The 26203-nt window shown below is 71.2% G+C and carries 26 protein-coding genes; 10 read left to right on the top strand and 16 right to left on the bottom strand.

Annotation, left to right across the window (positions count from 1 at the left end; translation table 11 throughout):
• The first annotated feature begins 69 nt into the window (after positions 1–69).
• Positions 70–513 carry a BLUF domain-containing protein gene (locus SOM35_RS14725; RefSeq protein ID WP_253462551.1) on the top strand — a complete coding sequence of 148 codons (444 nt, stop codon included), beginning with the start codon at positions 70–72 and terminating at the stop codon, positions 511–513.
• A 94-nt stretch (positions 514–607) separates the two neighbouring features.
• On the opposite strand, the gene SOM35_RS14720 is transcribed toward SOM35_RS14725, so the two are convergent.
• Both SOM35_RS14720 and SOM35_RS14715 read right to left on the bottom strand, forming a co-directional pair.
• Positions 608–2026, bottom strand: a complete 1419-nt coding sequence (locus SOM35_RS14720; RefSeq protein WP_320515968.1) for an amino acid permease — start codon at positions 2024–2026, stop codon at positions 608–610.
• 109 nt (positions 2027–2135) lie between these two features.
• On the bottom strand, positions 2136–2471 hold the full coding sequence (locus SOM35_RS14715) for a hypothetical protein (protein WP_221851691.1): 336 nt from the start codon (positions 2469–2471) through the stop codon (positions 2136–2138).
• Between SOM35_RS14715 and SOM35_RS14710 the strand changes: the two genes are divergently transcribed.
• Positions 2470–3039 (top strand): DUF6264 family protein, encoded by a 570-nt coding sequence (locus tag SOM35_RS14710; protein WP_320515967.1) that lies wholly within the window; start codon positions 2470–2472, stop codon positions 3037–3039. The genes SOM35_RS14715 and SOM35_RS14710 overlap by 2 nt on opposite strands.
• A 92-nt stretch (positions 3040–3131) precedes the next feature.
• A complete protein-coding gene (locus tag SOM35_RS14705) occupies positions 3132–3572 on the top strand; it encodes a hypothetical protein (protein WP_111075015.1) in 441 nt (146 codons plus the stop codon).
• A 27-nt stretch (positions 3573–3599) separates the two neighbouring features.
• On the opposite strand, the gene SOM35_RS14700 is transcribed toward SOM35_RS14705, so the two are convergent.
• Complete coding sequence (locus SOM35_RS14700; RefSeq protein WP_301223725.1) at positions 3600–4220, bottom strand: hypothetical protein; 621 nt, start codon at positions 4218–4220, stop codon at positions 3600–3602.
• Between the two features lie 177 nt (positions 4221–4397).
• Between SOM35_RS14700 and SOM35_RS14695 the strand changes: the two genes are divergently transcribed.
• Complete coding sequence (locus SOM35_RS14695) at positions 4398–5366, top strand: ADP-ribosylglycohydrolase family protein (protein WP_320515966.1); 969 nt, start codon at positions 4398–4400, stop codon at positions 5364–5366.
• A gap of 122 nt (positions 5367–5488) precedes the next feature.
• On the opposite strand, the gene SOM35_RS14690 is transcribed toward SOM35_RS14695, so the two are convergent.
• Positions 5489–6946 (bottom strand): APC family permease, encoded by a 1458-nt coding sequence (locus SOM35_RS14690; RefSeq protein WP_320515965.1) that lies wholly within the window; start codon positions 6944–6946, stop codon positions 5489–5491.
• Positions 6947–7042: 96 nt separating this feature from the next.
• Here SOM35_RS14690 and SOM35_RS14685 point away from each other — a divergent pair, with 96 nt between their 5' ends.
• Positions 7043–7480 (top strand): DUF6892 domain-containing protein, encoded by a 438-nt coding sequence (locus SOM35_RS14685; protein ID WP_320515964.1) that lies wholly within the window; start codon positions 7043–7045, stop codon positions 7478–7480.
• 29 nt (positions 7481–7509) lie between these two features.
• On the opposite strand, the gene SOM35_RS14680 is transcribed toward SOM35_RS14685, so the two are convergent.
• From SOM35_RS14680 to SOM35_RS14670, 3 genes are read right to left on the bottom strand one after another with little or no spacing between them, the layout of a single operon-like run.
• A complete protein-coding gene (locus SOM35_RS14680) occupies positions 7510–8163 on the bottom strand; it encodes a uracil-DNA glycosylase (RefSeq protein ID WP_320515963.1) in 654 nt (217 codons plus the stop codon).
• Between the two features lie 11 nt (positions 8164–8174).
• Positions 8175–9374 (bottom strand): glycosyltransferase, encoded by a 1200-nt coding sequence (locus tag SOM35_RS14675; protein ID WP_301222641.1) that lies wholly within the window; start codon positions 9372–9374, stop codon positions 8175–8177.
• Positions 9375–9383: 9 nt separating this feature from the next.
• Positions 9384–10217, bottom strand: coding sequence for a DUF429 domain-containing protein (locus tag SOM35_RS14670; RefSeq protein ID WP_320515962.1), 834 nt, complete (start codon positions 10215–10217; stop codon positions 9384–9386).
• A gap of 138 nt (positions 10218–10355) precedes the next feature.
• Between SOM35_RS14670 and ligD the strand changes: the two genes are divergently transcribed.
• Positions 10356–11375 carry a non-homologous end-joining DNA ligase gene (gene ligD / locus SOM35_RS14665; protein WP_320515961.1) on the top strand — a complete coding sequence of 340 codons (1020 nt, stop codon included), beginning with the start codon at positions 10356–10358 and terminating at the stop codon, positions 11373–11375.
• A gap of 21 nt (positions 11376–11396) precedes the next feature.
• On the opposite strand, the gene SOM35_RS14660 is transcribed toward ligD, so the two are convergent.
• The 3 genes from SOM35_RS14660 to SOM35_RS14650 all read right to left on the bottom strand — a co-directional run bounded on the left by SOM35_RS14660 (position 11397) and on the right by SOM35_RS14650 (position 12893).
• A complete protein-coding gene (locus tag SOM35_RS14660) occupies positions 11397–11546 on the bottom strand; it encodes a hypothetical protein (protein ID WP_181439262.1) in 150 nt (49 codons plus the stop codon).
• Positions 11543–11704: a hypothetical protein gene (locus SOM35_RS14655; RefSeq protein WP_221851670.1), complete on the bottom strand. Its 162-nt coding sequence runs from the start codon at positions 11702–11704 to the stop codon at positions 11543–11545. The genes SOM35_RS14660 and SOM35_RS14655 overlap by 4 nt, the downstream gene beginning before the upstream one ends.
• Before the next feature lie 142 nt (positions 11705–11846).
• On the bottom strand, positions 11847–12893 hold the full coding sequence (locus SOM35_RS14650) for an ATP-dependent DNA ligase (RefSeq protein WP_320515960.1): 1047 nt from the start codon (positions 12891–12893) through the stop codon (positions 11847–11849).
• 124 nt (positions 12894–13017) lie between these two features.
• On the opposite strand from SOM35_RS14650, the gene SOM35_RS14645 reads away from it, so the two are divergent.
• Positions 13018–14037 carry an MBL fold metallo-hydrolase gene (locus SOM35_RS14645; RefSeq protein WP_320515959.1) on the top strand — a complete coding sequence of 340 codons (1020 nt, stop codon included), beginning with the start codon at positions 13018–13020 and terminating at the stop codon, positions 14035–14037.
• Between the two features lie 50 nt (positions 14038–14087).
• On the opposite strand, the gene SOM35_RS14640 is transcribed toward SOM35_RS14645, so the two are convergent.
• The 3 genes from SOM35_RS14640 to SOM35_RS14630 all read right to left on the bottom strand — a co-directional run bounded on the left by SOM35_RS14640 (position 14088) and on the right by SOM35_RS14630 (position 17556).
• Positions 14088–14732 carry an FMN-dependent NADH-azoreductase gene (locus SOM35_RS14640; RefSeq protein WP_221851664.1) on the bottom strand — a complete coding sequence of 215 codons (645 nt, stop codon included), beginning with the start codon at positions 14730–14732 and terminating at the stop codon, positions 14088–14090.
• 123 nt (positions 14733–14855) lie between these two features.
• On the bottom strand, positions 14856–16469 hold the full coding sequence (locus SOM35_RS14635; protein WP_320515958.1) for a hypothetical protein: 1614 nt from the start codon (positions 16467–16469) through the stop codon (positions 14856–14858).
• A 184-nt stretch (positions 16470–16653) separates the two neighbouring features.
• On the bottom strand, positions 16654–17556 hold the full coding sequence (locus SOM35_RS14630) for a LysR substrate-binding domain-containing protein (RefSeq protein WP_221851657.1): 903 nt from the start codon (positions 17554–17556) through the stop codon (positions 16654–16656).
• A gap of 82 nt (positions 17557–17638) precedes the next feature.
• Between SOM35_RS14630 and SOM35_RS14625 the strand changes: the two genes are divergently transcribed.
• Together SOM35_RS14625 and SOM35_RS14620 are read left to right on the top strand one after the other, a co-directional pair.
• The gene (locus tag SOM35_RS14625; RefSeq protein ID WP_320515957.1) at positions 17639–21154 is read left to right on the top strand and encodes a bifunctional proline dehydrogenase/L-glutamate gamma-semialdehyde dehydrogenase; all 3516 of its coding nucleotides are present in this window, start codon (positions 17639–17641) and stop codon (positions 21152–21154) included.
• Positions 21155–21263: 109 nt separating this feature from the next.
• Entirely contained in the window at positions 21264–21701 is a 438-nt protein-coding gene (locus tag SOM35_RS14620) for a VOC family protein (protein ID WP_320515956.1), read from the top strand.
• Positions 21702–21750: 49 nt separating this feature from the next.
• Here SOM35_RS14620 and SOM35_RS14615 read toward each other — a convergent pair whose 3' ends face one another.
• From SOM35_RS14615 to SOM35_RS14605, 3 genes are all read right to left on the bottom strand, one after another.
• On the bottom strand, positions 21751–22146 hold the full coding sequence (locus SOM35_RS14615; RefSeq protein WP_320515955.1) for a hypothetical protein: 396 nt from the start codon (positions 22144–22146) through the stop codon (positions 21751–21753).
• 115 nt (positions 22147–22261) lie between these two features.
• Positions 22262–24211 carry an alpha/beta hydrolase gene (locus SOM35_RS14610; protein WP_320515954.1) on the bottom strand — a complete coding sequence of 650 codons (1950 nt, stop codon included), beginning with the start codon at positions 24209–24211 and terminating at the stop codon, positions 22262–22264.
• 64 nt (positions 24212–24275) lie between these two features.
• Positions 24276–24917 carry a QsdR family transcriptional regulator gene (locus SOM35_RS14605; protein ID WP_320515953.1) on the bottom strand — a complete coding sequence of 214 codons (642 nt, stop codon included), beginning with the start codon at positions 24915–24917 and terminating at the stop codon, positions 24276–24278.
• A 69-nt stretch (positions 24918–24986) separates the two neighbouring features.
• On the opposite strand from SOM35_RS14605, the gene SOM35_RS14600 reads away from it, so the two are divergent.
• Positions 24987–26174, top strand: a complete 1188-nt coding sequence (locus SOM35_RS14600; RefSeq protein WP_253467863.1) for an acyl-CoA dehydrogenase family protein — start codon at positions 24987–24989, stop codon at positions 26172–26174.
• Positions 26175–26203: the final 29 nt, after the last annotated feature.

The raw sequence follows: 26203 nt of genomic DNA, 5'->3' as shown, positions 1-26203 counted from the left end.
GTCCGCAGGGGTCAGGCCCGTTCGGGGGCTGGCCGGAACACGCGTCGATGAGACATCATCGACAGCATCATGCTGCAGTCACTCGTCTACATGAGCTCGGCCGCCCAGCCGTTCGACGACGCCGACCTCGACGAGGTCCTGGCGTACTCGCGCGAGCGGAACACCGCCGACGGTCTCACCGGCATGCTCGTCCACCGGTCCGGTCGGTTCATGCAGCTGCTCGAGGGTCCGCCCGACGCCGTCATCGCGACGTACGGCCGGATCGTCGCCGATCCGCGCCACGACGAGGTCCGGCTGCTGGTTGAGGAGTCGATCCACACCCGTCGGTTCCCCGACTGGACGATGGCGTTCGACCGCGACGAGCAGGCTTCGACACCCGAGGGGTTCAACGAGTTCCTGACCGCCGGCGACGTCAGCGCCGATGCCAGCCGTGCACGCGAGCTGCTGCGCTGGTTCCGGAACCACCCGATGGCGGCGCCGACCGCCTCGCTCGGCAAGCACCGGCGCGACTGACTCCGCACACGCAGCGACCCGGCCGCCCCCTGGGTGGTCGGGTCGCTGTGGTCTGTGGCGGCGCTGTGGTCTGCTTCCGGTCGGCAGCGCTCGGTCAGTGCTCGCTGGGCTGCGCGAGCTTGCTGTGCTTGCGCGAGTAGCCGAAGTACACGCCGAGGCCGATCGCGAACCAGACCGCGAACCGCACCCAGGTCTCCCACTGCAGGAACGAGACGAGCCAGAGCGACGCCAGCACCCCGATCGCCGGCACGATCGGCATGAAGGGGAGCCGGAACTGCCGGTCGAGTTCGGGCTGGCGGTAGCGGAGCACGATGACGGCGGTGCAGACCACGACGAACGCCAGCAGGATCCCGATGTTGGTCAGTTCGGCGACGACCCCGATCGGCAGCACCCCGGCCAGGACGGCGGACGCGATGCCGAGGATCCAGGTCACCCGGGTCGGGACGTGCCGCTTCGGGTCGGTCTTCGCGAACCACTTCGGCATCAGACCGTCGCGGCTCATCGAGAACCAGACGCGCGAGGCGCCGAGCATGAACGTCACCAGGACGGTGATGATGCCGACGATGGCGCCGATCGCGATGACGTTCGCGACGCCGCCGAGCCCGACCGACGCGAACGCCGACGAGAACCCGGACGCCGGGTCGATGTCCTTGTAGTCCTGCATGCCGGTGAGGACCAGGGTGGCGAGGACGTAGAGGACCATCGAGATGCCGAGGGACAGCAGGATCGCCTTCGGCATGTGCTTCCGGGCGTCGGTCGACTCCTCGGCAGCGGTCGACATCGCGTCGTAGCCGAACACGGCGAAGAACACGGTCGCGGCACCGGTCATCACGCCGCCGAACCCGAACGGGAAGTACGGCGAGTAGTTCGCGCTGTTGATGTGGAAGACACCGAGCACGACGATCAGGACGACGAGGGCGACCTTGATGCCGACGGCGACGAACTCGAAGCGAGCGGCACTGCGGATGCCGCGGGTCAGGACGAACGCGGTGAGCAGGCACAGTGCGATCGCGAAGACGTCGACCACGTGCCCGTCCCCGGTGCCGGGTGCGCCGAGCATCCAGGCGGGCAGGTCGATGCCGAACTGGCCGACCAGGAACCCGACGTAGCCGGAGATGCCGATCGCGACCACCGCCACGATCGCGGTGTACTCGAGCAGCAGGTCCCAGCCGATGAACCAGCCGACGATCTCGCCGAGCACCGCGTAGCCGTACGTGTAGGCGCTGCCGGCCTTCGGGATGAGCCCGGCGAACTCGGCGTAGGACAGCGCTGCCGCCGCACTGGCGACGCCGGCGACCAGGAACGAGATGAGGACTGCGGGCCCGGCGACGCCGTTCGCGACCGTGCCGGCGAGGGTGAAGATGCCGGCGCCGATGATGCCGCCGATGCCGATCGCGGTGAGCTGCCAGAGGCCGAGGTGGCGCTTCAGGCCGCCCTCTCCACCGGAGTCGTTGTCGATCGTGTCGATCGGCTTCCGTCGGAACAGGGTCGAGGGGTTCGGCGTCGTTGCCATGCGGCCATCCTGCACCCGTTCCGGCGGAACGGTACCGGTCGTTGCCGGTGCATGGAGTCGGACGTGGGGCGGGCCTCCCGGTCGGCGTGCCGAGCCGCCTGCCGGAGGGTCAGCGCTGTGCGTACGGCCACCAGAACGGCGGTGGCAGCGCCCCGCCGGTCAGGATGACCAGGCCCTGGTAGCCGAGCATGCCGACACCGAGCAGACCGAGGACGGCGGCGAACCAGGCCCATCGGCGGGCGGCGCGGTGTCGACGGCCGCGGCCGATGGTGACCGCCCGCCACGACGACAGCAGGCCGAGGCCGCCGAACAGGAAGCCGATCGCCAGGTGGCGGCCGACCGCCTCGGCCGGCAGGATCAGGCCCTGCAGGAAGGCGAACCCGCCGAGCAGCAGCGCGGCGGTGGCGGGGGCGGCTGGGGGTTCGTGGTCGCGTGCGCGGGCCATGTCCCGACCGTACCGCCGAACGCGTGCGGGCCGGAGGAGGCACCATGGTGACCATGCGTTCCATCCTCAGCGTCCTGGCCGGCACCGCGGTCGGCGGGCGGTCGTGACACGCGCGGGTGACGACGGGCGGTCGCGTCCGGCGTCAGAGGCGGGGCCCGGGTCGCGGTCCGGGTCGGCGTCGGCGGCCGCGTCGGCGGTCGGCCGGGAGGCTCGTCCCGGCCTGCGCGGCGGCCGTCGCGTCGCCGACGTGGTCGCGACCGTCGTCCTGCTGCTGCTCGGCGCGGTCACGACGGTCGTCGCGGGGCGCGGGATCCAGTTCATGGCGCTGTCGTTCGGGTCGTGCGACGCGCCCGGCAACCGCTGCGACGAGGGACTCGGCAGCACGGTCGTGACACTCGGTCCGGTGGTCGTCGCGCTGGTGTTCCTCGTCACCCTGGTGGTGTGCGTGCTCCGGCTGGTGCGGCGACGGCTGAGCTGGCCGGTCGCGCTCCTCGGGCTCGGGGTGCTCGTGCTGGTCTTCGTCGTGGCACGGCTGCTGGTCGGTGGGTCGGTCTCGATCGGCATCTGACCGGTCCTGCACAACCGCGTTCGGCTCGGTCGTTGTCCACAGAGGCCGACTCCGGGGCCCCGGGGCACCGGGTCGGCGGCGACGCTGGGGACATGCCAGACACCGACGTGCTCGAGAGACTCGAGCGAACCGCAGTCCGTACCGACGACGACGTGGTCGACCTCGTCGTCGCCCTCCTCGAGACCCCTGTCCGACGACAGTGCTGGGTGCTGTTCCTCAGCGACCGCGGCATCCCCGTGCAGCTCGTGCTGCCGGTCGCCGACCTGCCCTACCAACCCGACGACCAGGTCGAGGACTTCGGTGCCCTGGTCGAGGACGTCGTCCAGCAGGTCGGTGCGGCCGAGGTCGTCATCGCGTGGGAACGACCGGGGGCGACCGGGCTGTTCCCGGTCGACTGGGAATGGGTGGACGCGATGGCCTGCACCCTCGACGAACACGGGGTGCGGCTCCGGGGTCAGGTCGTGGTGCACGACGACGGCGCCTCGATGGTGGAGCTCGACGACGACGAACCGGTCGCTGCGGCAGCGGCGTGAGTCGGTCGGGGGCAGTGCTTGTGTCGGTCAGCCCTGGGGTGCGGTGTCCGGGACGCTCTCTCCGGTCAGGCCCTCGACCACGCGCTTCGCCGTCGGCCAGTACTTGGCGTAGTGGTCGGGGTCCGCGTTCACCTGCACCGCGTGCGCCATCTGCGTCGGCGTCATGGTCTTCCAACCGGGGACCTTGATCAGCTTGGCGTAGAACATCGACGCCGCCGTGTACGGGTCCATCCGCTGCTCGTACGTGCCCCAGGCGCCGTTGTCGCGCTGCTGGAAGATGCCCCGGCTGTCCGGGCCGACGGCGTCGCCACGGTCCAGGTTCACCAGTCCGGACTCGCCGATCGCGGTCATCACGCCGACCGCCTGGGTGTGCGGCCCGATGCCGAGCTCACGGGCAGCGCGGATGACCTGCGCGGCGTTCACCAGACGGTCCTGGCAGAAGCCGCCGATCGGCCCGGCGGGCACCACGACGCCGCCGACGGTCTGCGACGCCGCGGCCGGGCAGGTGAGCGCCCGGGGGGTAGCCGAGGACGAGGCGAGCCCGTTCAGCGAGTTCACCGCCACGACGATCAGGACGATGACCCCGATGACGGCAGCGACGACGCCGACGCCGAACACCGACGCGAGTGCGATGCCGGCACGGCGCATGGTTCGGTCCTTCGTCGGGTGGATGGTGGCGGGGGTGGTCTGTCAGCCGGTGCTCCGGCGGACCGATGACCGAGCGGGCCGGGGTCCGCTCGGTTCGAGGCTAGGCGAACCGGCTGGACGACACACCTGCCGACATGCCCCCGGTTCGCGGCACTAGCGTGGAGCGCGGAGGGAACGATGGACACAGCGATGCAGGACCGGGCGCTCGGCGCCGTGCTGGCGAGTGCGTGCGGAGACGCCTTGGGAGCGCCGTACGAGTTCGGACCGGCGATGGCCGGCGAGCACCCCGTCGAGATGCGCGGCGGGGGCCCGTTCGGGTGGGAGCCGGGGGAGTGGACCGACGACACGAGCATGGCGATCCCGGTGCTCGAAGCGGTCGCGAACGGTGCCCGGTGGAACGAACCCCGCACCCACGGCCGGTTGCTCGCCGCCTGGTCCGACTGGGCGCAGGACGCCCCGGACGTCGGCGCGCAGACCCGAGCCGTCCTGGGCCGGATGACCGCGAACACCGAAGACGCGGCGAAGGCCGCCGCCAGCGCCGTGCACGAGCAGAACGGGCAGTCGGCGGGCAACGGGTCACTGATGCGGACCACGCCACTGGTGCTCGGGTTCCTCGGCGACGGCGCCCGGAAGAACCTGGCGGTCGCCGCCCGACGGGTCAGCGACCTGACCCACCACGAGGACGACGCCGGGGATGCCTGCGTCCTCTGGACCGTGGCGATCCGGCACGCCGTCCGCCGCGGCAAGCTCGACGTCCGCCGAGGCGTGCCGATGCTGCCGCGGGAGCGCCGGACCCTGTGGCTCGACCGGATCGCCGAGGCCGAGTCCTCGACACCGGAGGACCACACCGAAGCGAACGGCTGGGTCGTCGCGTCGCTGCAGTCCGCCGTCGCCGCGATCACCCTCGGCGACGGCGTCGTGGACACCCTCGAACGTGCCGTCCGGGGCGGCGGGGACACAGACACCGTGGCCGCGATCACGGGCGGTCTGGCCGGGGCGCTCGCCGGGGCGTCGGCCCTGCCGGAGCGCTGGACCACCCTGGTGCACGGCTGGCCGGGCAAGCGACTCGACTGGGTGCGGGCGCTGGCCGTCCGTGCGATCGAGCGGACGCCGGGGCCGCTCGGGATCCCGGCGCGACGGAGCTGACAGCGCGGCGGAGCTGACGGCGCGGCGGAGCTGACGGCACGGCGGGTCGGACGCCGCAGCACGGCACGATGCCCGGCACCCGATGGGTGCCGGGCATCGTGGGTCGTGGAGGTGGCGCGAGGTCAGCGGTCGTGGTCGTCCCGGGTGTCCCGCTGCACCGCGGTCGGTTCGGTCACCACGCCGGTCGGCGCCTTCTCGGCGGTCTTCCGACCGTGGGTGAACCACGTGACGAGCCAGAGCACGATGCCCAGAGCCAGGAGCGCGCCGGCGATCTGGTACTGCTCCCACGCGCGGCCGGACGAGAACGGCAGCACGAGCCACAGGCAGGCGACGACCCCGATCACCGGGATCACGACCCCGGCCGTGAAGTGCTTGTGGTCGACCTTGTCGCGTCGCAGTGCCAGCACCGAGGTGTTCACGACGGCGAACACCGCGAGCAGCAGCAGCGAGGTCGTCCCGCCCAGGATCACCACGATGGGCGACTCCGGGTCGAGCGACACCCAGCCGATCAGGGCCAGCGAGATGAGGGTCGTGAAGACGATCGCGTTCGACGGGGTGCGGCGGGCGGGGGAGACCCGGCCGAGGAAGCCCGGCAGCACGCCCTGCTTGCTCATGCCGTAGAGCAGTCGGGACGCCATCATCATGTTGATCAGCGCGGTGTTGGCGACGGCGAACATCGAGATGAACGGGAGCACGGCACCGATCGGGAAGTCCGGCGCGGCGGTCTGCACGACGGTGACCAGCGGCGTCTCGTTGCCGGCGAGTTCACCGATCGGCACGACGGCCACGGCGCAGATCGACACCAGGACGTAGATGACGGCGGTGATGCCGAGACCCGTCAGCATGACCCGGGGGAAGATCCGCGACGGGTCCTTCGTCTCCTCGGCCATGTTCACCGAGTCCTCGAAGCCGACCATCGCGAAGAAGGCCAGCGACGTCGCCGTCGAGATGCTCAGCAGCAGGCTCTTGTCCTCCGGCGTCTCGAACATCACGACGCGCGAGAAGTCCGCGTTGCCGCCGGCGATCGCGGTGAAGCCGACCAGGATCACGAGCACCAGACCGGAGAGCTCGACGAGGGTCAGCACCACGTTCGTCTTCACGCTCTCGCTGACGCCGCGGAAGTTCACCGCCATCACGGCGAGCATGAACCCCATCGCGATGAGCATCACCACGGTGTTCGGCAGCTCCAGGCCGAAGCCGACGCCGAGGTTCGCGGCGAACGCCCGAGACGCCGTCGACGCCGAGGTGATGCCGGAGCACATCACGATGAACGTCACGATGAAGGTGACGAAGTGGACGCCGAACGCCTTGTGCACGTACAGCGCCGCACCCGCCGTCTGCGGGTACTTCGTCACGAGCTCGAGGTACGAGAACGCCGTGAGCAGCGCCACCGAGAAGGCGATGAGGAACGGCAGCCACGCGGCACCACCGACCTCGGCCGCGACCTGCCCGGTGAGGGCGTAGACGCCGGTGCCGAGGATGTCCCCGACGATGAACAGCAGCAGGAGTTTCGGACCGATCACACGGCGGAGCTCGGTCTGCTGCCCCGGGTCGCGCTCGGTCTTCGTCGTGGTCGCCATGCATCACCCTGTTCCTGCTGAGCCGTTCCTGTCCAGTCCCACAGCAAAATCGGTCGCGGCGGGCAGGCCCGGCGGGCGGTCGATACGCTGCCCTGCATGGACGAGGCGTCGACGACCACCGAAGAACCGATCGAGTTCGCGGACTTCAACGCGAAGCTGCTCGTCCTCGACGTGCTCTGCTACGACTTGGACGTCATCGAGCCCTATGACGGGGACGCTGACGACGACGAGGACGCGGTGGTGGACGACGAGGACGTGGACGGTCAGGACGACCGGGCCCGTGAGTACTACGACGACCTCGACCTGCTGCCCTCGCATCTCGACCTGGTCACCGAGGTGACCGTCGACACCGACCTCGAGATCCTGCAGGACCTGCACCCCGGGTGGGACGGCTCTGACGACCGCTACGACCCGCAGAACTGGGACGACCTGGTCGACCTGCCGTCGTTGAAGGTCGTCTACGCGGCGGCCCCGCTGCCCGCGCACGTGTCGGACGCGCTCGCCGCGAAGGGCGTCGAGGTCCGCTCAGCCTGACGCCCCGCCGACCACCGCCCCGCCGCACGTCAGCGCAGTGCGGCGATCTGCTGCGTGAACTCCCTCGCCCCACCCTGCGCCGGGTGCCGCACGGCGATCGCGTCGATGCCGGCCGCCGCCAGCGCGCCCTGCGCCTTCCGGCCGACGGCGACGAACCGCCGGGCACCGACCGCCTCGGCCAACGCGAGTGCGACGGGCGCGCCGGCACGGACCTCGGCCGGACGCGGGGTCCGGTTCGTCAGCCGGTCCGGGGCCGCGAAGGGGTGGTGTGGGAACACCGCCCAGAGCACGGGCAGCGGGCCGTGCCAGTCCCGGAGCGCCGCGTGCACGACGCGCGAGGACGCCTCCCACGGTGCCGTCGGCTCGGGCGGCACCGCGAAGGGCACGCTGGCGAACAGCCCGTCGGGGTCCTGCAGCTCCCGCATGCTCGTGAACGGGACGCCGGTGTTCGTCATGCCGCGCCAGCCCGGTGCCTCGGCGACCAGGATCGTGTCCGCCTCGGGCCCGGCGTGCTGCAGGTAGCGGTCGAGGTTCCTCCGCCGCAGCGTTCCGGCCGCCCTCGACGCCGGGTCGGGACCGCTCGGGTCGAACAGCGCCTCGGCGTCGGCCGCAGCCGGGACCGCGTCGAGGGCGTCCCAGAACGCGCCGAGGTCGAGCGCGGAGTGGAGCACGGAGTCCGGCACGAGCGGGCCCGTCAGTGTCCGAGGACCCGCAGGTAGACCTGCTCGAGACCCGCGGCCGACCGCTCCCAGCTGAGTCGTTCGGCGTGCTCGCGCCCGGCGGAGGCCAGCGCGGCGGCGTACTCCGGCTCGGTCAGGATGCGTTGGATCTCCGACGCCCAGACCGCCGGGTCGCGCGACTCGAGGACGACCCCGGTCTCGCCGTCGACCACGGCCTCACGGAGGCCCCCGGCTGCGGCGGCCACGACGGGCACCCCGGACGCGGAGCCTTCGAGCGCCACCAGGCCGTACGTCTCGGAGTGCGACGGCACCAGCACGGCCGCTGCGCCGCGGAACAGGAACGCCAGGTCGGCACGCGACTGCGGTCCGATGAAGGTGACCCGGTCGGCGATGCCCCGTGACGCGGCGAGCCGACGCAGTTCGGTCACGTGGTCGCCTGCTTCGCTCGAGGCGTCCCCGGCGATGACGAGGGTGGGGCGGGCCTCCTGGTCGATGCCGGCGATCGCCTCGATGGCCAGGTCCAGGCCCTTGAGTGGCTGCACGCGGGCCGCTGCGACGACGTAGGGTGCGGCGGCGCGACGTGCGCCGACGCTGGCCGGGCGGAAGACGGACCCGTCGACCCCCGGCGGCACGATCCAGACGCGCGACGGGTCGCCGCCCAGGCGGGAACGGACGGTGTGTGCCTCGGACTCGCTGACGACGACGACGGCGTCGGACTCGCGCGCGAGGCGTTCTTCGCCGGCCATCCGACCGGCGGACTCGGGACGCTCGCCCTCGGACAGCGGCGTCGCACTGTCGGCGGCGATGGAGTGGAACGACTGGACGTGCGGGATGCCGCGGTCGCGGGCGACGGGCAGGGCCGCGGCACCGGAGAACCAGTGGTGCGAGTGCAGGACGTCGAACGGACCGAGTTCGGCCAGGCCGCGGCGGAACGGTTCGATGAACGCGTCGTGCTCGCCCTTCGGCACCGGTTCGGCCGGCCCGGCGGACAGGAACCGCAGGCACACGCCCGGCACGAGGGCGACCGAGTCCGGCTGCGTCGGTGCCGAGCGGCGGGTGATGATGTCCACCTGGTGGCCGCGGTCGGCCAGCGCTTCGGCCTGGTGGCGGACGACGACGTTCATGCCGCCGACCTCGCCGGATCCGGGCTCGTCGCCGGGGGAGGTGTGCAACGAGACCAGCCCGATGCGCAACGGTTCGGTCGTGGTGCTCACCGGTCCAGCCTAGTGAGCCGGGCGCTGCGACCGGCGCGCGGGGGCGACGAGGGCCGGCAGGCGGCCGGCGGCGTCGAGCGGGTCGGACGGGAGGCCCGGATCACCACCCAGCACCTGCACCCGTTCGTCGCCGTGTCGCTCCCAGAACGCCGCCGTCCACGCGCAGAGCACGCCGTCGAGCAAGTCCTCGCGGTGCTTGTGCGTCGGCCCGTGCAGCACCGACGGGTCGCGGAGGTCGCGGGTGAGCGGGTGCGCGTCGAGGTCGAGGGGCGGGTCGAACGCCGTCGTGCGCATGCGGCGGACGAGCTCGTCGAACGCCTCCGCCCGACGCTGCCGGGCGACGGCCGGGGGCACGGACGTGTCGAGCCGTTTGTAGCGGGGACGCTCGACGTCGTAGCCGAACTCCGCCACCCCGACCAGCGTCGTGTACGGGTAGCACTCGAACACCGCCGGGCCGCTCCGGGCGCGCATCGTCCGGGTGTCGCTGACGTACGTCACGCCGAGGGCGGTCAGCCGGTCGAGCAGCCGGGCGCCGGCGCTCGCGGCCGAGGCCAGGTTCGTCGGGTTCGCGGCGACCTTCCACCGGCCGTAGCGCTGCCCGACCTGGCGTTCGGACTCGCGGATGCCCGTCGGGTTCGTGACGACGAGCGACGCGTCCACCGCGATGAGGGTCCGGGGGCCGAGCCGTTCGGCGATCCAGGCGGTGACGTCGTCGACCCCGCGGGCCCACCCGGCGTCGGTCACCCGGCCGGTGTCGTCGAGGGTGGCCAGGCCGGTCTCGTTCGGGGCGCGCCGTTCGGTGCCGAGGCCCCAGGCCAGGTCCACCCCGAGGTACGCGGTCACCGGTCCATCCTGCCCCGTCCGGTCCCGCTGCGCGCCGCGCTGCGGTCGTGCTGCGCGCCGGGCTGCGGTCGTGTGCTGCGCGCCGGGCTCCGGGCGTGCTGCGCGCCGGGCTCCGGGCGTCGGAGTACGTTCCGCTGCATGGCGACACCGGCGACGACGCTCACCGTGCCCGGACCCGACGGCGACCGGGAGGTCCGGATCTCCAGTCCGTCCCGTGTGCTGTGGCCGGACCTCGGCATCACCAAGCTCGACCTGGCCCGGTACCTGGTCGACGTGGGCGACGCTTTCGTCCGCGCCAACGGCGACCGGCCGATCTCGCTGCAGCGCTTGCCGGACGGCGTCGACGGCGAGCAGTTCTTCTCGAAGAACCCGCCGAAGGGTGCCCCGGAGTACGTCCGCGCGGTGACCGTCACCTACCCGAGCGCCCGGAGCCACCCGCAGCTCGTCATCGACGAGCCGGCCGTCGCGGTCTGGGCAGCGCAGATGAACACCGTCGTCTTCCACCCCTGGGCCTCCCTGGCGGAGGACAGCGACCACCCGGACCAGCTCCGCATCGACCTGGACCCGCAGCCGGGCACCGACTTCCACGATGCCGTCCCCGCCGCGCACGAGCTGCGGAAGGTCCTGACCGAGGTCGGCCTCGAGGCGTGGGTGAAGACCAGCGGCAACCGCGGTCTGCACGTCTTCGCGCCGATCGAGCCGGCGTACGAGTTCCTCGACGTCCGCCACGCGGTGATCGCCGCAGCCCGGGAGCTCGAGCGGCGGATGCCGGAGCAGGTGACGACGGCCTGGTGGAAGGAGGAGCGGGGCTCGCGCGTCTTCGTCGACTTCAACCAGGCGAACCGCGACCGCACGATGGCCGGTGCCTACAGTCCGCGTGCGCTGCCGAACGCGGCGGTGTCGACGCCGCTGGCGTGGCACGAACTCGACGCTGCCGACCCGACCGCTTTCACGATCCTGACCGTGCCACAGCGTCTCGCCACGACCGGTGACCCGTGGGAGACGATGTCCGCCGAGCCCCGGAGCATCGACCCGCTCCTGGAGTGGTGGCGACGTGACCTGGCGGACGGTCTCGGCGAGCTGCCGTTCCCGCCGGACTTCCCGAAGATGCCGGGGGAACCGCCCCGCGTGCAGCCGTCCCGCGCGAAGAAGGCCTGAGCGGGGCGCGAGACCTGCCGGTCAGACGAGCGTGGAGGTGTCCTCGCGGCGCAGGTCGTCGTCGTCGACGCGCGAGGTCTGCAGCGGCAGCCCGACCGTCGCCGTGTGCAGGCGGGTGAGTCGAGACCAGGTCCGGCGGTTGTCCTGCGTGATGCCGTCGAGGACGATCATGCGCCCAGGCCGATCGTGACGAAGGCGAGCGCTGCGACGGTGACGCCGGCGATCCCGCTGATGATCGCGCTGGTCTGCAGGGCACGCTGGTGGCGTGCTTCGCGGACCTCGCTGAGAGGGTTGCGCTGTGCTCGGCGAACGAGGGTCTCGCTGCTCATTTCCACTCCGATCCGTGATCTCGAGGGGGTGGAGAACCACCGTTTCCCTGATGCCTCGAATGCTTCCACAGAATCACTAGTTCGGCTAACTACTGATGACGGCTGAGCGTCAAATGGACAACCCGTCCCTCGTCCGGGGGGCTCAGCTCAGGACGTCGCTGAGGTCGTAGGCCGCGGGCACCTCGAGCTGGTCGAACCCGCACGAGCGAGCGTCGCGATCCGGACGCCAGCGCGCGAACTGCACGGTGTGCCGGAAGCGGTCACCCTCCATCTGGTCGTAGCGGACCTCGAGCACCCGCTCCGGCGCCAGCCGGACGAACGACGTGTCGCGACCCGACGAGAACCGGGACCGTTCGCCGTCACCGGTGACGGGCCTCCCGTCCGCGTCCCGCTCCACCAGCGGCTCCAGCTCGTCCACCAGCTCGCGCCGCCGCTTGTCCGTGAAGGCGGAGACACCGCCGACCATCCGGAGTTCGCCGTCGGCGTCGTACAGTCCGAGCAGGAGCGAGCCGACGCCCGTGCCGCTCTTGTGCACCCGGTAGCCGACCGCGACGACGTCGGCCTCGCGGTGGTGCTTGATCTTGAGCATCGTGCGCTTGTTCGGTTCGTACGGGCGTTGCCGCGGCTTCGCGACGACGCCGTCCAGGCCGGCGCCCTCGAACGTGGTCAGCCAGCGCCGAGCGGTCTCGACGTCGAGCGTGGTCCGGGTCACGAACAGGGGCGCGGTCAGGTCGGTGCCGAGGGTCTCGAGCGCCGCGCGCCGGTCGTCGAACGGGCGGGAGGTCAGGTCCTCCCCGTCCAGGTACAGCAGGTCGAAGGCCACGAACTGCGCCGGCGTCTCGACCGAGAGCTTCGCGATGCGTGAGGCCGCCGGGTGGATCCGCTGCGACAACGCCTCCCAGTCGAGCTCCTCGTGTCCCGGTTGGCCCGAGCGGACGATCACCTCGCCGTCGAGCACGACCGGGCCGGGACGTCCGCCGAACTGTGCGCGGAACGCCTCGACCAGCTCGGGGAAGTAGCGGGTGAGCGGCTTCGACCCGCGGCTGCCGATCTCGACGTCGTCGCCGTCGATCGTCACGATGCCGCGGAAGCCGTCCCACTTCGGCTCGTACCGCAGTCCTCCGGTGACGCTGTCGGGGTCCGGCACGGTGGCGACGGCCTTGGCGAGCATGGGCGCGATGGTCTCCATGCCGCCTGTCTACGCGCTGCCGGCGGCGACGGCCTGGAGGCACGGTGTCGGCCCGCCCCGCACGGTGCCGGACCGCCCCGCACGGCGCCGGACCGCCCCGCGCTGCGCTCACTACGCTGGTCGCGTGTCGAACCCGTCGCCCGTCAGCCCGGTCCAGGCCGCGGCGCTCGCCGCCGGTGCGCTGCCGCCCGTCGAGGAGGTCCGCCCGGGTGTCTGGACGCTCGCGGTCCCGTTCCGCGGCGGCGTGCCCGACGCCACCCTGGTCTACGTCGTCGCCGGGGACGACGGCTCGCTCGCGGTCATCGACCCCGGGTGGAGCGACGGCGGCGAACTCGACGTCCTGACCACGGGCCTGCGACAGATCGGCCGAGCGGTCGAGGACGTCACCCTCATCGCGGTCACGCACCTGCACGCCGACCACCTCGGCGCGGCCGCCGCGCTGCGTCGTCGTTCCGGGGCGCCGATCGCGATGCACCCGGCCGAGGTGCACGCGCTGGAGCACGCCCGCGCCGACGCCGAGCAGAACGAGCGGGACGCCCGGACCTGGGGCGTCCCCGACGACCGGCTCGACGGTGTCCTGGCAGTCTGGGGCTCCGGCCGGCAGCTCGGGCAGGGGACCGTCAAGGCGCCGTTCGCCGACCTGGAGCTCGAGGACGGTGACCGGCTGCCGATCCCCGGGCGGGACCTCCGCGTGCTGTGGACCCCGGGGCACACCGGCGGTCACGTCTGCTTCGTCGACGAGCCCGACGGCCTGCTGTTCACCGGCGACCACGTCCTGCCGCAGATCAACTCTGGCATCGGCCTCGGGGGCCACACTGACTCGAACCCGCTGCGGGACTCGCTCGACTCGTTGGCGGCGCTCGAACCGTTCGCCGCGTTCGAGGTCTGCCCCGGGCACGAGTACCGCTTCCGTGACGTGGTGTCCCGCGCCCGGACCCTGGCCGCCCATCGTGACGAACGCACGCGGCACGTCGCCGCCGCGCTCGACGCACTCGACCACCCGACGGTGTTCGAGGTGGCGTCCCGCGTGCCGTTCAGCGGTGGGATCGAGTCGATGTCCGGGTACCTGCTCGCCAGCGCCCTGAGTCAGACGGTGTTCCACGCCGACCTGCTCGGCCGCGCTGGCGAACTCCGCCGGGCCTGAGCCCCCGCGGACACAGCCCCGGCGGACTCGGCCTCGGCAACTGCCGTGGGTCAGCCGAGCGTCGACGCCAGGCGTTCCATGACGACGGTCGCGTCCGCGAACTCGGCGGCGGCGTGGTCGGCCATCGGTGCGAGTCCGGGTAGCCGGTCGGCGAGGGTCGCACTGACCACGACCGGGTGCACCTTCATGCCCAGTGCCGTGCCGAGGATGATGTCGAGCACCGGCGACGCGTGGTCCCAGTGCTCCGTCGGCGTCCCCGCGTCGTAGGTGCCGCCGCGGCTGACGACGGTGACGACCGGACGCCCGGCCAGGGGCTGCGGCGTGCCGTCGGGCCCGGGGACGAGGACGCCCGGGATGTGCACGCGGTCGAGCCAGGCCTTGAGGCTCGACGGCACCGTGTAGTTGTACAGCGGCGACCCGATCACGACGACGTCGGCGGCCAGCAGCTCGTCGATGACGTCCTGGCGCAGCTGTTCGGCGGCGTCGGGCACGGACTCGTCCGCCGTGCGGTCTGCTGCGGCCCAGTGCAGCGCCGACGTCTCGAGGTGCGGCAGCGGGTCCACGTGCAGGTCGCGGCGGACGACCGTGTACTCCGGACCGCGGGCGCGCCAGGCGTCGGCGAACGCGGCGGTCAGCGCCCGGGAGCGGGAGTGGGACAGATCGGCGGAGGAATCGATGTGCAGCAGGCTCGGCATGGCCCCAACGCTAGCCGCGCCTCCCACCCCGCGAAGCGCACGTCACCGACCTGTGGATGACGGAACGGCCCCGTCGATCCGTGGAGGGATCGACGGGGCCGCGGGAGGAGCCTCCCGTCCGGATCAGCGCTGTGCGCGCCGACGGGCGAAGCGGAGGCCGACCAGTGCCGCACCGGCGGCGAGCATGCCGAGCGCCCAGGGCAGGGAGTCGGTCGCGTCCGTACCGGTGTAGGCGAGGCGGCCGTGCGCGGCGGTCCGGACCGGGGCCGTGCCGATCGGCGCGGCTGCGACCGGGGGCGTGACCACCGGGGGAGTCGCGACCGGGGCGGTGGCGGTCGGGACGACCTCGACCGAGAACGCAGCCGAGAACCCGGACGACCGTACCGTGAGACGGTGCTCCGACGCGTGCGGGAACGTCACGGCGAGGGAGCCGTAGCCGAAGGTGTCGACGTCCTCCGGCAGGGTCCGGACGACGTCGGACGCGACGTTCGAGGTGACGGCGATCGGGTAGGAGTCACCATCAGCCTCCGACACCCAGTTGCCGAAGCGGTCGACCGGGCTGCCGCTGACGAGCAGCGATCCACCCTGCGGCACCGTCGGCTGGCCTCCCGGGATGACGCTTTGGCTGTAGCCGAAGCCGTCGCCGCTGTCCCGGAAGCTCTCGGTGAAGGTCGAGACCGATCCGTCGAAGTCGATCTGCCATCCCGACAGCTCGCCCTTCGGGATCTCGGAACCGTCACCGACGAAGTCGGCGACCTGCTGTCGATCGGCCGTGAAGACCTGCACGCCGACGGGCGCTCCCGCCTCGACGTCGATCTCGACGTACTCCGTGGCGCTGACGCCGCGGCTCGTCGCGACGACTGTGAAGTCGGCGTACGTCGCCCACTTCGTCGAGCCGGAGATGATCCCGGTCTTCTCGTCGAGGTGGAATCCCTGCGGCAGCTGGGACGCGGGCTCTTGGCCGGGCTCGGCCGAGTCCAGGTCGACCCAGCCGATCGCGTACGAGACGTCGCCCGACTTCGTGCCGGTCACCGCGAAGCTGCGCGAGAACGCCGCGCCGGCGGTGGCCGAGAGTTCGAGCGGTTCGTCCTCGGTCGTGGTGTCGGCGAATGTCGGGTTCGGCTTGATGTCCTCGAGTGTCGCGACCTCGAACTCGTCGGGGACCTCGGTGCTCACAACGACGCGGATCACGGTCCCGATCTCGTCGGTGGTCAACTCGAACGACGAGGAGGTGTCGTCGGTCGGGACACCGTCGACGGACCACGTGTACGAGTAGTTCTTGCCGGTGAAGCCCTTCGTCGCGGCGTAGAGCTTCTGGCCGACGCGCGGCGCACCATCGATCTTCACCGAGCGCTCGGCCGCGGGGGTGGCAGACGGCTCGGCTGTCGGCGTCGCGGCGGGCTTCGCTGTCGCCGGAGCAGCGTCCTGGGCAGGTGCAGGCGTAGGCGCCGGAGCGGTGGGCGAGCCCGGCGTCCCGGTGGGAGCGGGATCTGACGTCGCGGTGGTCGCGGTGTCGGTGCCGGTGCCGGTGCCGGCGTCGGCCGGGAGGCCCGCTGCGGTCGACGTGCTCGTGTCGCCACCCGAGACGGCCGGCGCGGTCGCGGCGGTGTCGATGGGTGCGTCAGCGGCGTACGCGGTGGTTGCGGTCATGACGCCGAAGCCGGTCGTCAGTCCGATCAGGGCAGTCGCGGTGCCGACGGCGCAAGCGCGTCGGACGAAGGCTGTGCTGCGGTGCACGGGTTCCCCCAGGGTCCATGTCCGGTCAGGTGCCGGAGTGTATGAATCAGCCGAGAATCCCCGACGTGTTCGGATCGTATTGGTAGCGAGCGGACCAATCGGACCCGGACGCTCGAATGTGACCCGAGTTGGGGGAGTGTGCGGTTTCCCGCACGATGGTCGGCCACGTCGTGTCGGTGCCCGCTCAGGATCGGGGAGCGCCGGCCGCCCGCTCGAGCGCTGTCCGGAACGCCGACACCGCCGGCGACTCGGCGCTCGCGAGACGCTGCGCCGTGAACAGTGTCCGTCGCCCGGGCTCCGGCAGTTCGAGCAGTCGGCAGCTCGTCGACCGACCGGCCCAGACCAGGTCCGGCATCAGCGCGACGGCGTTGCCCGACTCGATGAGCCGGATCTGCGCCTGCAGGTCCGCCGTCTCGTAGCGGACGTCGGGCTCGAAGCCGGCACGACGGCACGTCTGCTCGGCGAAGTGCCGGGAGGCTGCACCACGCGGTTCCATCACCCACGGCAGCGTCGCGGCCTCCTCGAGCGACGTCACCGGCCAGAGGGCCGTCGCCACCGGCGGCAGCGCCAACCGCACCGGGTCGGTCGTCAGGTCACGGCGGTCGAGGCCCGGGAACCGCGGGGCCGCGTGTGCCGGGTACTGCTCCGCGATCACCATGTCGAAGTCCCGCGCCCAGGTCTCGTTGAGCGCGGTCTCCGGTTCGCGCTGCACCATCTCGACCCGGACGTCGGGGTGTTCGAGCGCCATCGTGCGGAGGGCGGACGGCATCAGGGCCAGTGCGGCGGACTGGAACACGGCGACCCGGATGCGCCCCTGCACGGTGGTCAGCGTCGACTCCACGGACGCCTGCGCACGTTCCAGGGTGTCCAGTACCTCGCCCGCCGCCGCGACCAGGACCTCGGCCTGCGGGGTGAGTTGCAGGCGCCGTCCGGCACGGCGGAGCAGCTGCACGCCGGCCTCCCGCTCGAGCACTGCGAGCTGCTGCGACACCGCCGACGGGGTGAAGTTCATCGCCTCGGCGACGGCAGCGACCGTGCCCCGGATCGACAGCTCACGGAGGAGCACCAGGCGACGGACGTCGAGCATGCGGAAAGCGTAGCTGAGCTGAACGGAATGCATCAGGAACGGTTGCTTCCGCTACCGAAAGAGCGCCCGGCACACTGTCCCCATGACCGACGTCCAGCCGCGCTCCGACGCTGCCGCCCCGACCGTCCACGACGACCTCGCCGACGCGTCCGTCGCGCTCGTCCGGCAGTGGCTCGCCGAGGCCGAGACGTACCCCGTCGACGGCTCCGCGAAGCAGCTCGCCGGTGTCCTCGCCGACCCGAAGGGCCTCGCGTTCGCCGTCGGGTTCGTCGACGGCGTCGTCCGCCCCGAGGACCTCGGCGTCGCCGCGCGCAAGCTCCGCGCCATCGCGCCGGACGCACCCGGGTTCCTGCCGGCCGCGCTCCGCGGCCTGGTGCGCCTCGGCGGCGGACTGGCGCCGAGCCTCCCGACCGTCGTCGTGCCCATCGCCCGACGGGTGCTGCGGAACATGGTCGGCCACCTCATCGTCGACGCGACCGACGCGAAGCTCGGGCCGGCGATCGCCGGGATCAAGCAGGACGGCGTCCGCCTCAACGTGAACCTGCTCGGCGAAGCCGTGCTCGGCGAACGCGAAGCCGCCCGTCGTCTCGCCGGCACGCACGCGCTCCTCAGCCGCGACGACGTCGACTACGTGTCCATCAAGGTGTCCTCGACCGTCCACCCGCACTCGCCGTGGGCCTTCGACCACGCCGTCGACGACATCGTCGAACAGCTCCGCCCGCTGTTCGCCCGCGCCGCCGCCGCGTCACCGCGGAAGTTCATCAACCTCGACATGGAGGAGTACAAGGACCTCGACCTCACCATCGCGGTCTTCACGAAGCTCCTCGACGAGCCGCAGTTCACCGACCTCGAAGCGGGCATCGTCCTGCAGGCGTACCTGCCCGACGCACTCGCCGCGATGGAGCACCTGCAGCAGTGGTCGGCGGCGCGCCGCGCCCGCGGTGGTGCGGACATCAAGGTCCGGCTCGTCAAGGGCGCGAACCTGCCGATGGAGCAGGTCGAGGCGTCCGTGCACGGCTGGCCCCTCGCCACCTGGCACACCAAGCAGGACTCCGACACGAACTACAAGCGCGTCCTCGACTGGGCGCTGACGCCCGAGCGCATCGCGAACGTCCGGGTCGGTGTCGCCGGCCACAACCTGTTCGACGTCGCGCACGCGTGGCTGCTGGCCGGGCAGCGCGGGGTCCGCGACGGCATCGAGTTCGAGATGCTGCTCGGCATGGCGCAGGGCCAGGCCGCCGCGGTGAAGAAGACCGTCGGCTCGCTGCTGCTCTACACGCCGGTCGTGCACCCGGGGGAGTTCGACGTCGCGATCGCCTACCTGATCCGCCGTCTCGAAGAGGGTGCGTCCCAGGACAACTTCATGTCCGCGGTGTTCTCGCTCGCGTCGTCGCCGACGCTCTTCGCCCGCGAGGAAGCCCGCTTCCGCGACTCGCTGGCACCGCTCGCCCTGCCCGGGGGACTCGACGCCCCGGCCGCGCACCGCGTCGCCGACCGGTACGCCGCCGTCGAGCGCCCGGCACCCGGCCACTTCGAGAACACGCCCGACAGTGACCCGTCCGTCGCAGCCGTCCGCGAGTGGGGCGCCGGCATCACCGCCCGCATCGCGTCGTCGACGCTCGGCGTCTCCGCCGTCCGGGAGGCCCGGATCACCTCCGCCACGACCCTCGAGTCCGCCCTGCGGCGCGTCCGTGCCGCCGGCAACACCTGGGGCTCCTGGTCCGGAGCTGCCCGCGGTACCGTCCTGCACGCCGTCGGCGACGCGCTGGAGGCGAACCGCGCAGCCCTCGTCGAGGTGATGGCGTCGGAGACCGGCAAGACCATCGACCAGGCCGACCCGGAGGTGTCCGAGGCCATCGACTTCGCGCACTTCTACGGCGAGCTCGCGGCCTCGCTCGACACCGTCGACGGCGCCGCCTTCACCCCGGCGGCCCTGACCCTGGTCACCCCGCCGTGGAACTTCCCCGTCGCGATCCCCGCCGGGTCGACGCTCGCCGCCCTGGCTGCCGGTTCCGCGGTCGTCCTCAAGCCCGCGCCGCCGGCCGCCCGCAGCGGTGCCGTCCTGGCATCGGTCATCGAGACCGCCCTCGACGCCCACGGTGCACCCGCCGACGTGCTGGCGTTCCTCGACGTCGAAGAGTCCTCGCTCGGCAAGGAGCTCATCGCCTCGCCGCTCGTCGACCGGGTGATCCTGACGGGCGCCTACGAGACCGCCGAGCTGTTCCGCTCGTTCCGGCAGGACCTGCCGCTGCTCGCCGAGACCTCGGGCAAGAACGCCGTCATCGTCACGCCGTCCGCCGACCTCGACCTCGCCGTGAAGGACGTCGTCGCCTCGGCCTTCGGGCACGCCGGGCAGAAGTGCTCCGCCGCGTCGCTCGTCGTCATGGTCGGGTCGGTCGCCAAGTCCAAGCGCTTCCGCAACCAGCTGCTCGACGCGGTGTCCTCGCTGACCGTCGGCTACCCGAGCGACCCGACCAGCCAGATGGGGCCGATCATCGAACCAGCCTCCGGCAAGCTCCTCGACGGCCTCACCACGCTCGGCGCGGGGGAGTCGTGGGCGGTCGAGCCGAAGCAGCTCGACGAGACGGGGAAGCTCTGGAGCCCGGGTGTCCGTCAGGGCGTCCGCCGCGGATCGGACTTCCACCGCACCGAGTACTTCGGCCCGATCCTCGGCGTGATGACCGCCGAGACCCTCGACGAGGCGATCGACATCGTCAACGACGTCGACTACGGCCTGACCTCGGGCCTGCACTCCCTGGACCCGGGCGAGATCGGCACCTGGCTCGGCCGGATCCAGGCGGGCAACCTCTACGTCAACCGCAGCATCACCGGCGCGATCGTCCGCCGCCAGCCGTTCGGCGGGTGGAAGAAGTCCGCCGTCGGCGCGGGCACCAAGGCCGGCGGCGTGAACTACCTGGTCGGCCTCGGCTCCTGGACGCCCACGGCTGCGACCGCCGGGTCCACTCCGTCGTCGGCCGTGTCGGCGTTCGTCCGCGCGACCGGGGCAGACTCCGAGTCCCTCGGCCGTGCGGTCGCGTCGGACGAGCTCGCCTGGACGTCGGAGTTCGGGGTCGCCGCGGACGTGTCGGCGCTGACCGCCGAGCGGAACGTCTTCCGGTACCTGCCGTACCCGGGGGTGCAGGTGCGCCTGGCCGTGGCTGGGGCTTCGGCGGCTGCTCCGGCCGCTTCGGCCGCGGCTGCGGCGGATGGGCCGGACGTGGACGGTCTCGTGCGGGTCGTCGCCGCGGCGCTGCGGGCCGGCACCCCGGTCGACGTCTCCGTCGCCGGTGATCTGCCGGCGTCGGTCACCACGGCCCTCCGTGGCCTGTCGGTCGTCGGCACGCTCCGGCAGGGGGAGTCCGACGACGCCTTCGCCGCGCGCATCGCCGCCGGGCCCTCCACCCGGGTGCGACTCATCGGCGGGGACGCTGCTGCCCTGGCGGTCGGGACGAACGGACGCCCGGACATCGCCGTCTACGCCGAGCCGGTCACCGAGGCCGGCCGGATCGAGATGCTGCCGTTCCTCCGCGAGCAGGCGGTGTCCATCACGGCGCACCGCTTCGGCACGCCGAACCACCTGTCCGACGAGCTCCTCTGACGCCCGGGCAGCTGTCCGGTCGCCGCACGCCCTGGGCGCACCGTCAGCTGTCCGGCGTTGCATCGGGGCGGCCACCACGACGGTGGCGAGTCACACCGAGGAGCACCACATGACCGACCCGATCGCCCACCCCACCGCCCTGGCGCACGTCCGCGTGACCGTGACCGACATCGCCCGCAGCAAGGCGTTCTACCAGCAGCTGCTCGGCGTCGACCCGGTCATCGACTTCAGCGACCAGGTCGACCAGCCCGGGGTCACCGAGGACCGCGAACGCTTCTACGGCGGCTGCGTGTTCCCGCTCGGCGACCAGGTGTTCGGGCTGCGTCCGGTCGCACCGTCCGGGCAGCGGTTCGACCCGGACACGGTGGGTCTCGACCACGTGAGCTTCACCCTCGGCTCGGTCGACGAACTGCACCAGGCGGCGGCCCGGTTGGACGCGGCGGGCATCGAGCACGGAGAGGTCACCGAACTCGGGGACGCCGGCCTGACGATCCTGTCGGTGCAGGACCCCGACGACATCAACCTGGAGTTCGCCGCGCGCAAGTGAGTCGTCGGGTGCCCGGCAGACGGTCGAGGCCGTCTGTCCGGGCATTCGTTCACTCGCCGTTGCCCTGCATCTCGGCGGCGTCGCCGACCGTGCACACCGACAGGCCTTCGATCGTGTACCCAACCGGGTCGGCGTAGAGGTCGATGGACGTGGTCGGACCGCCGAAACCTCGGACACCGCGCACGGGGTCCTTGCCGCTGTTCTCGTAGGCCTGGGTCGTGATCCCCTTCGCCTTCCAGAGGTCCTGGAGCTTCGCGACGTCGGCCGGAGGCGTACCGCCCGGCTTCCGGTCCACGATGTAGGAGTACGCGGCTCCGGTGCCGCCTCCCGGCAGTGGGCACGACTGCACGGCGGGCCCGCTGCGGATCGTCCAGTCGCCGCCGATCTCGGCGTACGAGTCATCGACGATGTCGACGATCGCTTGCTTCGCCTCAGCACTGGTCATCGTTGCATCGTCATCCACGGTGTTGCCCTCTCTGGCACATCCGGATATCAGGACCGCAGCAGCAGCCACGATCATGATGGTGGTGATTGTCCTGGTCAAGAGTGAGTTTCGTTCCTCATCGTGTGGCGAGGCCGAACGGGTGCCCGCTGACCATCTCCAGCGGTGTGGCCCACTTCGGTGTGTAGGGGGTCATTTTGTCGCCGTGACCGGTGGTCGCCAACGCGACATTGTTCAGTGATTCGGTGTTCGTGTCCAGGTATCCAGAGAGACCGTCGGTGTGCACGCCGTGGTCCTTGACACCGTTGAGGCCGTCGACCCCATCGGCACCGAAGGTCGTCGCTCCGAAGTCGGACCCAGTGGGATCACCGTGGTGGTCTTCGCTTGCGTTTCTCCCGACGATTGCGAGTGGATCGCCTTGTCCCCATTCTGTTGGCAGAACGTTCCTCGCTTGACCCGCGTAGACGTGGTCGGCGTGGATCTCGTTGGCGTTCTCGATGGAGTCGGGGATCCCCGCCGAGGCGACCATGGTGAGGGAATCAACATGGACGCCTTTCTTGGTCAAGCCGAACGCAGCGGCGGTGGTGCCGTACGAGTGGGCGAGCACGTTGTTCCTCGGCATGTCCTCTGCGCGAACCGCACTGATTCCTCTCATCGCGTCCGCAAGGTGTTCGCCGCCCTCCCTCGCAGAGGCGCTGTTCAACACGCCCAGGTCGCCCGTCACCGGGATGGGCGGGGATTTGTAGCCCATCCACGCGACCACCGCGTGTTCTCCGCCGTTCTTGTCGACGGTTTCCTGTCGGTTGTAGACGTTCTGCGCTGCAGCAGTCCAGTCATCCATCTTCTTGGTCGAGGAGTTCATGCCCGGCACAGCCCAGGTGACGTTCTGCGCCGTGTCGACGTTCCCGATGGCGACTGCCGCCAGTGGAGGGTGGTCCGTCGTGAGCGAGATGAGGGTCCGCGTTCCATCGTGACGGCCCTGGACAAGGGCATCCCTGATCTTCCTCAGAGCGGTCAGGTCGCCCGAGACATCTTCGCTTTGATCTCGCAGCATGCCGTCGGCGTCGCGGCGCCAGTATCGATCGGTCAGCTCTGCGATCCGCTGGTCGAGAACTGCGGTGTTCGCCGCTGCCCGCGCCCAGTAGGGCACCCCCTCGAGATTGCCGAGTTCCTGTAGAACTGACCTCGGCAGCGCAGAGATGACCCGTTCGCTGGCCTGTGTGTACCCGAGGTCCGCCCAACGTTCGGCCACTTGCTTCGCGGAGAGACCGGACTTGAAGAGTCGTTCCAGGCCAGCCGGCAGATGTGCCTTGTCCTCGACGTCCAGGAAGACATCCGGCAGGGAACCGTGACCGCCCGCTCGCTCGAAGGCGCCAGCGACCCGGTCCATCCACGCGGCGTCGGCGGCGTTCTCGTCGAGGTATCGATCGAAGCCGTGGATCACGGACACGGACCCGACTCGTGCCCATGCGCACGATGTAGTGAAGCTGACCCACGCAGCCTTGAGCGTGGATTCCTTGGCCGCGGCTGCTCTGTCGTTGGCGCGGCAGGTCGAGGCGAACGAACGAAGGCGCGATGGATCAGCGGATGAGCGCCCGTTGCTCGTGCCTGTCCCGGTGCGCACGCGGCCGCGTGGTACGAACGTTGCTTCTACGGGTTCCGGCACGATCGGGACGCTCGAGGGCGGGATCTCGAACAGGAGTGGCGGCTGATGAGTCGGCATCGCCAACGACGGTGGTGACATCGTGAGTGCGCGCTTCCGGTCCTCTTCGCGCTGGTTCCATGCAGCGACGTCTTCGAGGCGTTGACGTTCCTTCGCGGCTGAAGCCTTCACTGCCCGGACGGAGGCAACCAGCGTGTCGAGGCTTCTCGCCAGTGCAGGCCTGTCGGCGGCCTCCGTTCGCATCGCCTCGGTGAAGCGCATCGCGTAGGCCCCCGAGAAGTCCTCGCTCGCATTCTCGGCGGCAGTACGACGCGCAGGTCCTTGTGCGCGGAGTTCGTCCCCTGCCGCATGAGCGGCGCTGATGAGCATGTCTGCCACGCCGTCGTCGAACTCGATATCGGTCACGTTTCCCCCCCAGGTCGGCCGACTAGCCGTCAACAACGATAGTCGTTGATCTTGGTGACGGCGTTCAGCGGTCGAACCCGTGCTGCACGGGCCGCAGGATGTACTCGTACGTCGTGCGTGCCCGGTCGGGGTCCGGGGTCTCGCCGGAGATCAGGTCCGCGTACGTGAACGACTCTGACACGCGCACGAGCAGTCGGCCGAGTTCCTCGGGGGAGAGCGGCGCCGGGTCGAACACGCCAGCAGCCCGCTCCGTCTCGATGAGCGACGCCACGACGGCCACGAAGCGCCGCTGCACGTCACTGTCGGTCGTCGTGAGCAGGCGCAGTGCCCGGGCCGGCTCACGGGTCAGGAACGCCCGGAAGTACGGCGCTCGGATCAGGTCCGCGGTGAACCGGTCGAGGACGTCGACGATCCGCTCCGTTCCCGAGGGTGCAGCTGCACGGCCGGCGGCGTCGAGCGTCGGGACGGCGAGCGACCAGAGGATCTCGGAGAGCAGCTGGTCGCGGTTCCCGACCCAGCGGAACAGCGAGGTCCGGTCGACCCCGAGCGAGGACGCGAGCGCCCCCATGTCGATGCGGGCGCCGTCGATGAAGCTGTGCCGCGCAGCACGGAAGGCGCGCTGGGAGTCAGGATGGGCCTCCAGGCGGGCGGCGAGTGCGCTCGGGACGAGGGCCGAGCCGAGCGCGCCGAGTGCCTGCCTGCTCACGGTTCCCCCAGAGTCGTCGTGCCGGTCTTGCAACGTTTCCGAGAATGATGCATCGTTGGGTCCATGTCAATGACCGCCGCGCAGACACCCCTGCTGGAATCCGACTTCTACCGGTTCCAGGAGCAGCTGACCGACCAGGAACGCGACTCCCTGGGGAAGCTCCGCGAGTACCTCGAGCGCGACGTCGCGCCGATCGCTGACCAGTACTGGGCCCGCGCCGAGTTCCCGAAGCAGGTCATCGCACCGCTCGCCGAGCTCGGCATGTACGGCCCGGGTATCCCGCTGGTCCGCCAGTTCGAGAACTCTGCCGTGTACCGCGGCTGGGCGGCGCTCGAGCTCGGCCGCATCGACGCCGGGGTCTCGACCTTCATCGGCGTGCAGTCCGGCCTCGCCATGAACTCCATCGCCGTCGCCGGCAGCGACGAGCAGCAGCGCGAGTGGCTGCCCCGGATGGCCTCCGGCGAGATCGTCGGAGCGTTCGGGCTGACCGAACCGCTGTCCGGCAGCGACTCGGCCCGCGGCCTCCGCACCACCGCCCGACGCGAGGGTGACACCTGGGTGCTGAACGGCTCGAAGCGGTGGATCGGCAACGCCACTTTCGCCGACGTGATCGTCATCTGGGCGAAGGACGAGGCGGACAACCAGGTGAAGGGCTTCCTTGTGACGTCGGACACCCCGGGGTTCACCGCGACGAAGATCGAGGACAAGATCGCCCTCCGGTCCGTGCAGAACGCCGACATCACGCTCGAGGACGTCCGCGTCCCGGAGGCCCGGCGGCTGCAGCACGCCGACTCGTTCCGCTCGACAGCGACCGTCCTCCGTCTGACCCGCACCGAGGTCGCCTGGCAGGCTGTCGGGATCTCGATCGGGGCCTACGAGGCAGCGCTCCGGTACGCGCAGGAGCGCGTGCAGTTCGGCAAGCCGATCGCCTCGCACCAGCTGATCCAGGATCTGCTCGTCAAGTCGCTCATGAACATCACCGCGTCGATCGCGCTCTGCACCCAGGCGTCGGCGCTGCAGGACCAGGGAGTGGGTGGCGACGAGCACTCGGCGATGGCCAAGGCATTCGCCACGACGAAGATGCGCGAGACCGTCGGCTGGTGCCGCGAGGTGCAGGGCGGCAACGGCATCGTGCTCGAGAAGGGCGTCGCACGGTTCTTCGCCGACGCCGAGGCCATCTACTCGTACGAGGGGACGCGTGAGGTCAACACGCTCATCGTCGGTCGCGCGGTGACGGGCCAGGGCGCATTCGTCTGACCCGCTGAGGCAGCCGTCGCTCGGAAGCC

The organism is Curtobacterium sp. CFBP9011 (assembly GCF_034045095.1).
Lineage (GTDB): Bacteria > Actinomycetota > Actinomycetes > Actinomycetales > Microbacteriaceae > Curtobacterium.
Note: the sequence above shows the minus strand (reverse complement) of the source record. Positions and strands in the feature narration are given on the sequence as shown.